Origin of the sequence: Lacinutrix gracilariae (assembly GCF_042684485.1) — a bacterium.
Taxonomy (GTDB): Bacteria; Bacteroidota; Bacteroidia; order Flavobacteriales; family Flavobacteriaceae; genus Oceanihabitans; species Oceanihabitans gracilariae.
The window spans coordinates 20415-32973 of record NZ_JBHULM010000009.1 but is presented as its reverse complement, the minus strand read 5'-3'; the positions used below and the strand labels follow the sequence as shown (position 1 = coordinate 32973).

The 12559-nt window shown below is 29.9% G+C and carries 16 protein-coding genes and 1 tRNA gene; 4 read left to right on the top strand and 13 right to left on the bottom strand.

Annotation, left to right across the window (positions count from 1 at the left end):
* Positions 1–47 precede the first annotated feature (47 nt).
* Positions 48–740 (top strand): DUF4369 domain-containing protein, encoded by a 693-nt coding sequence (locus ACFSSB_RS06375; protein ID WP_348305174.1) that lies wholly within the window; start codon positions 48–50, stop codon positions 738–740.
* 327 nt (positions 741–1067) lie between these two features.
* On the opposite strand, the gene ACFSSB_RS06370 is transcribed toward ACFSSB_RS06375, so the two are convergent.
* The 13 genes from ACFSSB_RS06370 to ACFSSB_RS06310 all read right to left on the bottom strand — a co-directional run bounded on the left by ACFSSB_RS06370 (position 1068) and on the right by ACFSSB_RS06310 (position 10044).
* A tRNA-Thr gene (locus ACFSSB_RS06370) sits at positions 1068–1141 on the bottom strand.
* Between the two features lie 58 nt (positions 1142–1199).
* Positions 1200–1469 (bottom strand): hypothetical protein, encoded by a 270-nt coding sequence (locus ACFSSB_RS06365; protein ID WP_215967074.1) that lies wholly within the window; start codon positions 1467–1469, stop codon positions 1200–1202.
* Between the two features lie 27 nt (positions 1470–1496).
* Complete coding sequence (locus ACFSSB_RS06360) at positions 1497–2462, bottom strand: type I phosphomannose isomerase catalytic subunit (protein WP_379902199.1); 966 nt, start codon at positions 2460–2462, stop codon at positions 1497–1499.
* A 9-nt stretch (positions 2463–2471) separates the two neighbouring features.
* Complete coding sequence (locus ACFSSB_RS06355; protein WP_348305170.1) at positions 2472–2882, bottom strand: 6-pyruvoyl trahydropterin synthase family protein; 411 nt, start codon at positions 2880–2882, stop codon at positions 2472–2474.
* A gap of 1 nt (position 2883) precedes the next feature.
* Positions 2884–3405, bottom strand: a complete 522-nt coding sequence (gene idi, locus ACFSSB_RS06350; protein ID WP_348305168.1) for an isopentenyl-diphosphate Delta-isomerase — start codon at positions 3403–3405, stop codon at positions 2884–2886.
* A gap of 59 nt (positions 3406–3464) precedes the next feature.
* Entirely contained in the window at positions 3465–3740 is a 276-nt protein-coding gene (locus ACFSSB_RS06345; protein ID WP_348305166.1) for an ATP-dependent Clp protease adaptor ClpS, read from the bottom strand.
* A 54-nt stretch (positions 3741–3794) separates the two neighbouring features.
* The gene (prmA, locus tag ACFSSB_RS06340) at positions 3795–4631 is read right to left on the bottom strand and encodes a 50S ribosomal protein L11 methyltransferase (RefSeq protein ID WP_379902196.1); all 837 of its coding nucleotides are present in this window, start codon (positions 4629–4631) and stop codon (positions 3795–3797) included.
* Positions 4632–4677: 46 nt separating this feature from the next.
* Positions 4678–5478, bottom strand: coding sequence for a class I SAM-dependent methyltransferase (locus ACFSSB_RS06335; protein ID WP_379902194.1), 801 nt, complete (start codon positions 5476–5478; stop codon positions 4678–4680).
* Positions 5479–6228, bottom strand: coding sequence for a triose-phosphate isomerase (gene tpiA / locus ACFSSB_RS06330; protein ID WP_379902192.1), 750 nt, complete (start codon positions 6226–6228; stop codon positions 5479–5481).
* Between the two features lie 117 nt (positions 6229–6345).
* Entirely contained in the window at positions 6346–6837 is a 492-nt protein-coding gene (locus tag ACFSSB_RS06325) for a TlpA family protein disulfide reductase (RefSeq protein ID WP_379902190.1), read from the bottom strand.
* An 86-nt stretch (positions 6838–6923) separates the two neighbouring features.
* Positions 6924–8000: an ABC transporter permease gene (locus ACFSSB_RS06320; RefSeq protein WP_379902548.1), complete on the bottom strand. Its 1077-nt coding sequence runs from the start codon at positions 7998–8000 to the stop codon at positions 6924–6926.
* Positions 8001–8096: 96 nt separating this feature from the next.
* A complete protein-coding gene (locus ACFSSB_RS06315; protein WP_379902188.1) occupies positions 8097–9419 on the bottom strand; it encodes a BT_3928 family protein in 1323 nt (440 codons plus the stop codon).
* Between the two features lie 88 nt (positions 9420–9507).
* Entirely contained in the window at positions 9508–10044 is a 537-nt protein-coding gene (locus ACFSSB_RS06310; RefSeq protein WP_379902186.1) for a DUF1599 domain-containing protein, read from the bottom strand.
* Between the two features lie 106 nt (positions 10045–10150).
* Between ACFSSB_RS06310 and folP the strand changes: the two genes are divergently transcribed.
* The 3 genes from folP to ACFSSB_RS06295 are packed head-to-tail and all read left to right on the top strand — an operon-like array spanning position 10151 to position 12491.
* Positions 10151–10972, top strand: coding sequence for a dihydropteroate synthase (gene folP / locus ACFSSB_RS06305; protein WP_379902184.1), 822 nt, complete (start codon positions 10151–10153; stop codon positions 10970–10972).
* 2 nt (positions 10973–10974) lie between these two features.
* Positions 10975–11670, top strand: a complete 696-nt coding sequence (locus tag ACFSSB_RS06300) for a hypothetical protein (RefSeq protein WP_379902182.1) — start codon at positions 10975–10977, stop codon at positions 11668–11670.
* A 35-nt stretch (positions 11671–11705) separates the two neighbouring features.
* A complete protein-coding gene (locus ACFSSB_RS06295; RefSeq protein ID WP_379902180.1) occupies positions 11706–12491 on the top strand; it encodes a diadenylate cyclase in 786 nt (261 codons plus the stop codon).
* Positions 12492–12559: the final 68 nt, after the last annotated feature.

Here is a 12559-nt window from a genome sequence, read left to right as displayed (position 1 = left end):
TAGATTTTCGTTTACACGGAAAGCTCTCTGAAATAAATTTATCTTAAATGAAAAAAACAATATTTGTACTAGCATTAGCTGTTCTTTTTTCTTGCGGAAAAGAAAAAGATTTAACCGTAAAAGTGAACATTAAAGGATTAAAAAAAGGAACCGTTTATCTTAAAAAAGTACAAGATTCTACTGTTATAACATTAGATTCAATAGTAGTGAAAGGCGAAGCTCCTATTACTTTTAAAAGCGATTTAGAAACTCCAGAAATGTATTTTTTACAACTAAACAAAAATACTAGCGACGATGAAACCATTTCGTTTTTTGCTAATAAAGGAGTTACAGAAATAAATACTAGTGTGAAAAATTTTGGCTTAGATGCTAAAATTAAAGGATCTAAAGAACAAAAAGCTTTAGAAGAATATCTATTAGTTATGTCAAGATTTAACAACAGAAATCTTAACCTAATAAAAGAAGAGTTTGATGCAAAAGTTGCTAAGGATACTGCTAAAATTATTGCCAATGCAAAAGCGTATAATAGCTTAATAAAAAGCAAGTACTTATATACTGTAAACTTTGCTATAGCAAATAAAGACAATGAAATTGCTCCTTACTTAGCTATATCTGAAATTTCTGATGCACAAACAAAATGGTTAGACACCATAAATAAGGTATTAACACCAAAAGTAAAAGCTTCTAAATATGGTAAAGAATTAGAAGCGCTTATAGCAGAGAGAAAAAAGAACAATTAACCTTATTCGCTTTTTAAAGCCAGAGTGCTGCAAATAGGTCTAAAAAGCAGAAATAAGAGTAAAAACAAAAAAATCCCAAACAACAATGTTTGGGATTTTTTTATTGCATTTATTTTACCGCGTAAAAGAAATAAATAACGCAATTTAAATAGGCTTTTATACAATTTGCTAGAGTTTACCTCTCTTAAACTTTATAGCATAAAAACAGCTCTAAAAACAAGAAGAGAGTGTATAAATAATAGATTCTTTATCTACACTTAAAAGAACTTTAAATCTAAAGTTTATTGCATAAAAAAACCTCTCAAAAAATTGAGAGGTTTTTTAAAGAGCCGATGGAGGGACTCGAACCCACGACCTGCTGATTACAAATCAGCTGCTCTAGCCAGCTGAGCTACATCGGCAAAAACGAATGCAAATATAATATTGAAAATGATATCTGCAAATGTTTTTACTAGAAATTTATCCTAGTTTATTAATCTTTTCAATTAACGCTAAACCTTTAGCTTCTAGCTCTTGGTTAATTGCCTTAAAATGAGCTTTTTTATCTTCTACGCTTCTATCATTAACTTTTGCAATTAATTCATCAAATGTAGCAATTGCTTCATCAATTATTTCTTCGCTTCCTTTAGTGTCTTTATCTGAATTTGCATATTCCCAAACATAAACTGCTTCAATAATATCTCCTAACACATAGTTTATGTCTTTTTTTAGGATTCTTTTATTTGCCATAATATAAAATTTTAATTTGCTGCAAAATTAAACATAAACTTCTAATAGTTTCGCATTTTTAGAAGAAATTTGAAACGTTTTTATTGCAGCAGGAATTAATACGGTTTCTCCTTTTATAATTCGCTCTGTTGCATTGGCAGTTTCTATTTCTACTTCTCCAGAAACACACATATAAATAATAAAAGAATCTACTTTATTTTCTTTTTTTATAGTATTGGTTATTTCTAAATAATTAGTGGTAAAATAAGGACAGTCTACCATTTCATTTACCTTATTAATGCTTTTAGAATAGTTTACTTTATAATCATTTTCTAAATTAAAATCTATGGCATCTATTGCTAAATCATTATGTAATTCTCTTTCGTTTCCGTTAGCATCTACTCTATCCCAATCGTATACGCGATACGTAATATCACTAGTTTGTTGTATTTCGGCAAGCATCACTCCTGCTCCTATAGCATGCACTCGTCCTACTTCTATAAAATAGCAGTCTCCTTCTTTTACAGGTTCAAAATTTAAAATTTCTGGTAGCGTTTTTGCTTTTAGATGCTTTAAATAGGTCTCTGAATTCATTTCTTGATTAAAGCCTACTATTAAGTTTGCTTCTTTTTCTGCTTGCAAAACATACCACATTTCTGTTTTACCAAAAGAATTATGACGTTTAGCTGCTAATGCATCATTAGGATGTAACTGTATAGATAAATCTTTTTCTGCATCTATAAACTTAATTAATAAAGGAAATTTGTTACCAAAAACTTTATAATTCTTATCACCTATCAATGCTGCTTTATAAGTATTTAAAAGATCTTTTAAAGTTTTTCCTTTTAAAGCTCCATTATTTACAACAGAAACACCATTATCGATATCGCTTATTTCCCAGCTTTCACCAATATTAGTTAAATCACTTTCTTTATTTAAAAGGCTTTTAAGTTTTTGTCCTCCCCAGATTTTCTCTTTTAAAATGGGGTCAAATTTTATAGGGTATGTTAACATATTCAACATCTATATTCCTGAGTAGCTTACAAAATTTCTAGGTGTTTCATATAAAACCACCTCTAATGTTAAATGTGCTGCTAGTTTATTTTTAATTTTATTGTAGATGACAACTACTATATTTTCTGCTGTAGGGTTTAGTTCTTTAAATTCTGGCACTTCTATATTTAAGTTTTTATGATCAAAGGCGTCTTCTATTTCTGTTTTAATAATATCTTTTAAAACTTTAATATCTATTACATAGCCTGTTTCTGGATCAATTTCTCCTGTTACACTTGCTATAAGTTCATAATTATGACCATGAAAGTTAGGGTTACTACATTTATCAAAAATTTCGGCATTTTTTTCATTGCTCCAATCTTTTCTATACAGTCTATGTGCTGCGTTAAAATGTGCTTTTCTACTAACCGTTACTTTCATTTTATGTAATGTTTATGTGTTGGTAGAATTTATCAAAAATAATTTTAAACCAAGCTGTATAAACTTCAGGTTGGTCTGCTATATCTTGTTTTACAGCTTCTAAAGACATCCATTTCCAATCGGCAACTTCTTCAGGGTTAACACAAGGTTTTTCATTGTATTTACCTATTAAAATATGGTCATATTCATGTTCTGTTAAACCATTATCAAAAGGTGCTTTATAAATAAAAGAGATTGATTCTTCAAGTTCTGTTACAAACCCCATTTCTTCTTGCAATCTTCTTTTTCCTGCTTGTATATTGTTTTCTCCTTCTCTTTGGTGGCTACAACAAGTGTTGGTCCACAGTGCAGGAGAATGGTATTTACCTAAAGCGCGTTGTTGCAACATTAGCTCTTTGGCATCATTAAATACAAATACAGAAAAAGCACGATGCAATAATGCCTTTTCATGTGCTTCTAGCTTTGGCATTAAACCAATTTGCTCGTTTTTTTCGTTTACAAGAATTACTTGTTCTTCCATCATATTGCAAAAGTACGAGTAAATTTTAGAATCTTCTAATTTGATTATGTATTTGGAAAATTTTAAACAATCTCTGCACTTAAACCTGCATCTAAAAGCATAGTACAACGAGGTTCTAGCTCATCATAAACTCCTGTTTTTACAGTACATTGTCCTTTATAATGCACAAGAATAGAGCATTGTTCTGCCTGTTCTGGAGTATGATCACATGCATAAATAAGTGTATCTATAACATGATCAAAAGTATTTACATCGTCATTATACAACACTATTTCATTAAGGTGTTGCGTTTTAGTATCTACTTGAACTTGTTCTTGTATTTTTTCTTTTGTACTCATCTCCCAATTATCTTTAAGGTATTTTTTCTAAGGAAAAAAGGCATTATTGCTTTACTAATTTATGAATTTTAAAGATACCCATTTATTTTTTTCTAATTTTTCGACTAATTTTAACATATGCTTATTACAAACTTCTTCTATAATAGGAATGTCATTATTATAAAATCCGCTTAAAAAAAGCATTCCGTTTTTATTCAAAGCTGCTGCATAGGTTTCCATATCGTTTAACAAGATATTTCTGTTAATGTTGGCTATAATTATATCATAGCTTTTTCCTTTTAATAAGCTTGCATCTCCTTCAAAAACCGAAATTTTATGACAATCATTGCGCTCTACATTTTCAATACTATTTAAATAGCACCAATTATCAATATCTATAGCGTCTAATTTTGTTGCTCCTTTTTTTTCGGCAAGAATTGCTAAAACTCCTGTACCACAGCCCATATCTAGAACTGTTTTACCATTAAAATCGTTTTGAAGAATATGTTGTAACATCATGTGTGTGGTTTCATGATGTCCTGTTCCAAAACTCATTTTAGGCTCTATAACAATATCAAATTTAGTATTTAGTTTTTCATGAAAAGGTGCACGAACAGAACATAAATCATCAACCACTATTGGGCTAAAATTTTTCTCCCATTCTTCATTCCAATTGGTTTGTTCTATTTCATCAAAAGTATAGCTAATGTCAAACTCGTCTGAGTTTAATATTTGAATATCATTTAAAATATCTTCTTGCCATTCTTCTTTTTGAATGTATGCAGTAACACCTTCTTCGGTTTCTACAAAACTTTCAAAACCTGCATAACCTAGTTCTGCAATTAAAATTTCTGTTCCTGGTTGAATAGGTTCTACTTTAAAGTAGTAGCCAATATATATTGTATTTGACATGTTTTTTTAATGTATCTTTTAAATATTAATTAAGGAGCCTTTAGTTTTAGACTTTTTTAATAACCCAAGTGTCTTGAGCTATTCCCCAATTTTCTTTATTTCCTTTAATATGCTCAACAATTTCAAATTTTTCTTGAAACTGTTTTTTCATCCATTTAGGAGGATGATATGCTGCATAGGTTCTATGTCCTTCTAGTGTATTTGCTTCTACAACTAGTTGATTTGCTTCAAATTTAAGCTGGTCTTTTTTTACTAACCTCTCTTTAAAAGCTTCGCCATGTGTTGTAATTATTAATATGGCATTTTTATTTGCTATTCGGTACAACTCATTAACCCAATTGTTATGGTTTTCTTCGGATAAATGGGTAAAAATAGATAGGCCATAAATAGCATCAAAAGTGTTTTCTTTAAAATCTGTTGGTGGATTTATAGCATTATTATGAAACTGTACATTTTGAATATTCTCTTTGTTCCAAGAAATACTTTTTTTATTATAATCTGTACCAAAAAACTGTGTATTTGGCAACAAATCAGGAAAATGCCTAATAACTCTTGCTGGACCACAACCCCAATCTAGCACCTTTTTATTATTTAAATTGATGTGTTTTTCTAATAATTGCTTTAAGTTTTTAGCATCTATAATTCCATTTTTTATATACTCTTGATAGTTTAAAAGATGGGACTCATACAACAAATAATCTGGCGGTAATTTAACCGTAGGGTTTTCTTTTATAAACTTACTATTTTTAGTTTTATTTTTAAATTTAACTATTAAATACCTAAGATTATCAACAATTTTAATGATTCCTAAATTTCTTAATAGCTCTTTTACTGAAGCTTTGTCCATTTAAAAGGCATTTACTATAGCGTAAAAATCTTCGGCTTTTAAAGCTGCTCCTCCAATTAATCCTCCATCTACATCTGGTTTAGAGAAAATTTCTTTAGCATTTGCTGGTTTAACACTTCCTCCATAAAGAATAGAAACATTATTTGCTGTTTCTGCTCCATATTTATTGTTTAATGTTTCTCTTATAAAGGCATGCATATCTTGTGCTTGCTCAGGACTTGCAGTTTCTCCTGTACCAATTGCCCAAACAGGCTCATAGGCTAAAACAATATTTTTAAAAGCTGCTGCGTCTAAATGAAATAAAGCATTTTTTATTTGTGATGCTACTACGTTTTCATGGTTATTAGCTTTTCTATCTGCCAATTCTTCTCCAAAACAAAAGATAACACGCATGTTATTTGCCAATGCTGCATCTACTTTTTTTGCTAATAGTTCATCGGTTTCATTAAAGTATGCACGACGTTCTGAGTGTCCTAAGATCACAGTTTCTACACCAATACTTTTTAACATTGCAGCACTAATTTCACCAGTATATGCACCATTTTCTGCAAAATGCATGTTTTGTGCTATTACTTCAATATTAGATTGTCTTAAAGCATCAAAAGCAGGCCAAAGATTAGTAAATGTTGGCGCAATCATTACTTCTGCTGTAGATGTTTGCGTTTGTTTTTTTAAGTTAGTTATTAAGGTTTCTGTTTGTGAAAGATCATTATTCATCTTCCAGTTTCCTGCTACTATATTTTTTCTCATATCTTTTATCCTCTAAAGCGAAAATCTTTTTTTAAGTTAAACTAATTTATTACTACCTACTACCAAAGTTTCATCATAGAAACCTTGCTATTAAATATAGGTAAAAAACAAAAGTAACTAATTTAATGCTTTTAATAACTCACTATCATCAGCTTTTATAGCTTTATATAGTTTTATGTTTCCTTGTGCGTCAATAATTAGGTATCTAGGAATCCAGTCTAAGTCAATAGATTTACTAAAAATACTTTTCATTCCTTTTGGCATAAAATAATGTTCTCCTTTTACTTGATACTTATTTATACCTTTTTTCCAGCTAGTGATAGATTTGTCTGCAGAAAGAAACAAAAATACCATTTCTGTATTGGTTTCTTGAAGTACTTTTACTTTTGGCATGCCTTGTATACAGTCACCACACCAAGATGCCCAAACATCTATTAAAATAGTGCTGCCTTTGTGTTTTTCTAAAATTTGCTTAAAGGAAATGTTTTCTCCTTCAAAAGAAATAAAAGTATCATTTAATGCTTCTTGAGTAAATTGTGTTGGTGTTTCTTGTGCTTTACAGCTTATAAATAAAATACTGAAGCATACTACTAATAGGTGTTTTTTCATGATTTACATGCAGTTACTATGTATAAACCATGTGCAAAAAATGGTTTATTGATTATTAAAATAATTGTAATTTTCTGATAATGACATTATTTCAATGTCACTTTTGGGTCTAACCACGTGTAGATTATGTCGACAAAAATATTAATAATTACAAAAAGGGTTGCTATAATTAAAACAGAACCCATAATTACTGGTAAGTCTAAAGTATTTAATGCGTTTACTATTTCTTTTCCTAAACCATTCCAACCAAAAATATATTCTACAAAAACAGCTCCTGCAAGCATAGATGCAAACCATCCAGAAATTGCGGTAACCACAGGATTTAGTGCATTTTTTATGGCATGTTTTTTTATAATTTGAAACTCACTCAAGCCCTTAGCTCTTGCTGTACGTATATAATCTTGATTAAAAACCTCTAATAAAGAGTTACGCATTAACTGAATAATTACAGCTAGCGGACGAATACCCAAAACAACAGCAGGAAGTATTAAGTTTTTCCATTGTATGTGAAGTTTTTCGCCATAATCATCTAATTCATAAAGGCTACCTGTCATTTCTAAATTGGTGTATTTATGCAAAACATAACCAAATAACCAAGCAAACAATATAGCCGAAAAAAACGAAGGCACAGACATACCAACTGTACTAAATATTTGAATGGCTTTATCTAAAAAACTATCTTTTTTTAATGCTGAAACCACTCCTAAAAAAACACCTAAAAGCATCGCTATTACTATTGCTGAAACTGCCAAAACAAACGTATTTGGTAATGTTTCTGCAAGTACTTGACTAACTTTTTTACCTTGTTTAGTAAAAGACTCTCTTAAATATGGAAACTTTAAAACTGCTATGGTATTACCTACAGAAAACAGCTTGGTAGCTGTATATTTACTTGTACTTAAATAGGTGTAGTTATTTTTGTTTTTAGAATGAAATGAAATAGGAGACAAATCATTTAAATAGTATACATATTGTGTACTTATAGGCTTATCAAAACCATACTTTTGTTTTACTAATGCTAGCTGCTCGCTATCTTCATTTTGACCAAGCATCATTTGTGCAGGATCTCCAGGAAGCACGTTAAATAAAAAGAATATAACGGTTACTACACCAAATAAAGTGAGTAATGCATAACCGGTTTTATTTACTAAGTAGCTTATCAGTGGTACGTAATTTTCTGGTTTTCTTTTTAGCTTTTCCTACTTTTTAACTCCTCTAGCAAATCTTTATTAATACTTAGAAGTGTTTTGGTATCGCTTTTATTTTTTTAATGTTATTTCTACTAACGACTCAAAAGAAGTATTGTTTGCTACATTAATAGAATCTAAAAGGTCACCTTCTGTTCTTTCTTTTACCACATTAACCGCTTCTATAGTTTCTGAGTCAAGAGCATCTGCTGCTTCTTTGGTTGCTATTTCGTTATCGATTAAAAATAATACCGAAGCGAAGTCTTCTTCCTTTTTAGGTTCTAGTTTTCTTTCTACTACTGGTAATTTTAAATCATCAATATCATTCCAGTGTACTTTTTGAGTAACCGTTCCTTGGTGTAATTTCACCACTCCTGGATTAGCACGAACTACTGTTTTTAATGCTTTTTCATCGCATAAATACCAATTAAAGTCTAATGCATAATCGGCATTTATTTTTAATTTTTCATCGGTTCCAGAAGCTGTTAAACCAATAACTTTGTAACCGTTTTTAATTGCTTTGTCTGTTACTGTTTTTAACGCCTGCAAACCTTGAGTTTCTGCAGTATCTAAATTATAAGAGATAACCATAATAAGGTTTTCTTCATTTAAAAACTGTTCTGTTAAATCTTCGTCATCACTTTCAATAGAAAAATCTTTTATTGGAGGATCATAGCCTTCATCTATAATTTTAGTTTCTACTCCTATATATTCTCCATCTACAGTTGGGTAACTTCCGTCGGTTACAAATTCTTTTTCTTCGCCATTTACTTTAAATGTCCATGTGTATTCTTGCACAGCCTTTGGTGCATCTTCTGGAGTAGACATTCCTTCAAGAATATTTGCTCCTACTTTATACGCTCTAAAATCCCAAGTTGGTAAATGCATTAACACGTGGTAGCCAAACCAAAGACTTCCTAAAAAGCCTAAAAGAGCTAATAAGGTAGTAGGAAACTTTCCTAATATAGGTTTTATATGTTTTAAACCTATTAGTAAAACAACTATTAAGCCTAGTAAGATTAAGTCTTTAATAAAACTTTCTATTGGTTTCATTGGTAAGAAATCACCAAAACAACCACAATCTTTTACCTTATCAAAATACCATGCATAAAAGGTAAGGAAAGTGAAAAATACAATCATTGCAAAAAGGCTTCGTACTGTAAATTTTGGTTTATAGCCAATAAGTAAAAAAATACCTAAAACAACTTCTAACACCACCACAAAAACCGAAATAGCCAAAGCATAAGGTTCTAAAAACGGAAGGTTTAAAACGTCTTCACTAAAATATTCTTGTAATTTATAAGAAAAACCTAATGGATCATTTAACTTTATTAATCCTGAAAAAATGAATAATCCTCCTACAAGGATTCTACAAAGGTGTGTGATGTATTTCATAAATATTTTTGTAATTCCTGAAAAACAGGAAACGTTTTAATTTAAATTCTATTTTTATTATGCATCCTACTTTAGCAGGAAGTTTTTTTTATTCTTTTAAATGAATCATAGCAAAAATGGCATAATTAATCATGTCTTGATAATTAGCATCAATGCCTTCGCTAACAATAGTTTTTCCTGCATTATCTTCAATTTGCTTTACGCGAAGTAATTTTTGTAAAATTAAATCGGTTAAGCTACTCACACGCATATCACGCCAAGCTTCACCATAATCATGGTTTTTATCTTCCATAAGTTTTTTGGTAACGGCTACTTTTTCATCATAAAGAACAGTTGCTTCTTCCGTAGTCAAATCTGGTTGGTCTACAACCCCTTTTTCTAACTGAATTAAAGCCATAATACTATAATTAATAATACCTATAAACTCACTAACTTCACCTTCATCTACTTTTCTAACATGGTTTTGTTGTAGACTTCTAATACGTTGTGCTTTTATAAAAATTTGGTCTGTAAGTGATGGCAAACGTAATATTCTCCACGCGCTTCCGTAATCAGACATTTTATTAATAAATAAGCTTCTGCATGTGTTTACAACAGCGTCATATTGTTTTGAAGTATCTTGCATAAATTAAAATCTATTTTGCGTAAATTTCGCATAAATAATTTTAAAGTTCAAAGTTTAGCGTTTAAAGTTTTGTATACTTTAACAAACAACCATTTACAAAGCACGAATGACAATTAATTGCAAAGGAAAACTCATAGATTTAACCACTCCTAAAGTCATGGGAATATTAAATCTTACTCCAGACTCATTTTATGATGGCGGAAAATATAAAAATGAAAGTCAAATTTTAACACAAGTAGAAACGATGTTAAAAAACGAAGCTACTTTTATAGATATTGGCGCCTACAGTTCTAGACCAAATGCGCAGCATATTAGTGAAACCGAAGAATTAAAACGCTCGCTTCCTATTATTAACTTACTAACCAACACTTTTCCTGAAATAATACTATCTGTAGATACTTTTAGAAGCGAAGTTGCCAAGCAAGCTATTGAACATGGAGCCGCTTTAGTTAATGATATTTCTGCAGGAATGTTAGATAAAAACATGATGCAAACAGTTGCTAATTTGCAAGTACCATATATTATGATGCACATGAAAGGTACACCACAAAATATGCAAGAACATACTACATATAAAAACATCATGAAAGCCCTTATTTTTTATTTTTCGGAAAGAATTGCCGAAGCAAAAAAACTAGGTATTAATGATATGATTATAGATCCTGGCTTTGGATTTGCTAAAAACACAGCTCAAAATTTTGAAGTATTAAAGCATTTAGAGCTTTTAAAAATAGTAGATTTACCAATACTTGCTGGAGTTTCTAGAAAATCTATGATATACAAAACTTTAGAAAACACAGCTAAAGATGCATTAAACGGAACCACTGTTTTAAATACTATTGCTTTACAAAAAGGAGCAAAAATTTTACGCGTTCACGATGTTAAAGAAGCAACAGAAACCATTAAACTAACAGCACAACTTAATTAATAATGAAACATTTTTTTTACCTAGTACTTTTAATTTTTATTACCTCTTGTGGCAATGAAAAAACCATTCAGTTAGCAGAAATTTCACATTCTGAAATTCATGAAGTACTAGACATTTCTCCTGGCTATATTTTTTATGACGAAACCAAACCAGATAGTTTAGAGCTAAACAGAAAGAATTTAATTAGTACTACCAACTGGTTGATTAATGTAGACAAACGTTTAAAGCTACATCAAGCAATTCCGCAGATAATCTTTTTACAAGAAAAAAAGAAAAACTCTAATCATAAAAAAGAAGGTGTAAAAAACTACTTTACCTGTAATGATACCAGCATTAAAAATTTGGGATTTATTGATTTTACCGATATTATTTACCAAACCCAAGCCAATGAAATAGACTCTAAGAAAGATACATCTATTTTTGTTTTAACGCTTAGTGTTAATAGTATGAATGACATATTAATAAACTCTTATTTACAAGAAACAGCGCATAACAGCACTACTGTAATTAAAGATTTATTTTCTACAATTGAAACTATAAAAAATTCAAATAATTTAGAATTAGATGCTAGCGATTTTAAGGTAAACTTACATTTTAACAAAAACCTAAGCTTTCAAGAATACATACATATTAAATCTATGTGTAATGATTTAAATACCGAAGGACTTAGTGTTTCTAATATTGAATATATTTATTAATCATATTTTAGTACATTTACAAAAACACCCAAACTTTGGAAATATTTGATGACCTTTTAAAATTCACTATTTTAGATATAATAGATGTTATTTTGGTAGCACTATTGCTCTACTACGTATACAAACTAGTTAAAGGTACAGTTGCAATTAACATATTTATAGGTATTGTAATTATTTATATTATTTGGAAAATTACACAAGCATTACAAATGCAACTTTTAAGTAATATTCTTGGTGGTTTTATTAGTGTTGGTATGTTTGCGCTTATTGTTGTTTTTCAACAAGAAATAAGAAAATTTCTTTTAATGATTGGTTCTACCAATTTTGGAAGCAGAAAAAAATTCTTTAAACAACTTAAGTTTTTACAAACCGAAACCAGCAACGCAACAAATATTGAGGTAATTATTGCTGCTTGTACCAAAATGGGAACCACAAAAACAGGAGCTTTAATAGTTTTAGAACATAACAATAGCCTAGATTTTTTAAAAGATACAGGAGACGCCATGAATATTGAGGTTACACAACCAATAATTGAAAGTATCTTTTTTAAAAATAGCCCATTACACGATGGAGCCATTATTATAGAAAACAATATTGTAAAAGCTACACGAGTAATTTTACCAGTAAATAACGAAAAAACCTTACCACAACGATTTGGTTTACGTCATAGAGCAGCTGTTGGTATTACAGAAAAAACAGATGCTTTGGCAATTGCTGTAAGTGAAGAAACAGGACAACTATCTTATTTTAAAGGCGGAAAATTTGTTATGTTTAAAGACACAGAAGAGCTTATAGAAATAATAAAGAAAGATTTAGCTTAATACTATACTGCAAACAAAAAAAGAATTTTCAGTATTTGATTTTCTATATGCTAAACCGTTTATGATTT

What these genes read in the sequence shown, in the direction of transcription:
- ACFSSB_RS06355 (WP_348305170.1), bottom strand. Translation starts at nt 2,882, where the DNA reads ATGAAAGTAACGGTTAGTAGAAAAGCACATTTTAACGCAGCACATAGA.
- ACFSSB_RS06315 (WP_379902188.1), bottom strand. Translation starts at nt 9,419, where the DNA reads ATGAAATACATCACACACCTTTGTAGAATCCTTGTAGGAGGATTATTC.
- idi (WP_348305168.1), bottom strand. Translation starts at nt 3,405, where the DNA reads ATGATGGAAGAACAAGTAATTCTTGTAAACGAAAAAAACGAGCAAATT.
- ACFSSB_RS06310 (WP_379902186.1), bottom strand. Translation starts at nt 10,044, where the DNA reads ATGCAAGATACTTCAAAACAATATGACGCTGTTGTAAACACATGCAGA.
- ACFSSB_RS06335 (WP_379902194.1), bottom strand. Translation starts at nt 5,478, where the DNA reads ATGGACAAAGCTTCAGTAAAAGAGCTATTAAGAAATTTAGGAATCATT.
- folP (WP_379902184.1), top strand. Translation starts at nt 10,151, where the DNA reads ATGACAATTAATTGCAAAGGAAAACTCATAGATTTAACCACTCCTAAA.
- tpiA (WP_379902192.1), bottom strand. Translation starts at nt 6,228, where the DNA reads ATGAGAAAAAATATAGTAGCAGGAAACTGGAAGATGAATAATGATCTT.
- prmA (WP_379902196.1), bottom strand. Translation starts at nt 4,631, where the DNA reads ATGTCAAATACAATATATATTGGCTACTACTTTAAAGTAGAACCTATT.
- ACFSSB_RS06365 (WP_215967074.1), bottom strand. Translation starts at nt 1,469, where the DNA reads ATGGCAAATAAAAGAATCCTAAAAAAAGACATAAACTATGTGTTAGGA.
- ACFSSB_RS06325 (WP_379902190.1), bottom strand. Translation starts at nt 6,837, where the DNA reads ATGAAAAAACACCTATTAGTAGTATGCTTCAGTATTTTATTTATAAGC.
- ACFSSB_RS06300 (WP_379902182.1), top strand. Translation starts at nt 10,975, where the DNA reads ATGAAACATTTTTTTTACCTAGTACTTTTAATTTTTATTACCTCTTGT.
- ACFSSB_RS06360 (WP_379902199.1), bottom strand. Translation starts at nt 2,462, where the DNA reads ATGTTAACATACCCTATAAAATTTGACCCCATTTTAAAAGAGAAAATC.
- ACFSSB_RS06345 (WP_348305166.1), bottom strand. Translation starts at nt 3,740, where the DNA reads ATGAGTACAAAAGAAAAAATACAAGAACAAGTTCAAGTAGATACTAAA.
- ACFSSB_RS06375 (WP_348305174.1), top strand. Translation starts at nt 48, where the DNA reads ATGAAAAAAACAATATTTGTACTAGCATTAGCTGTTCTTTTTTCTTGC.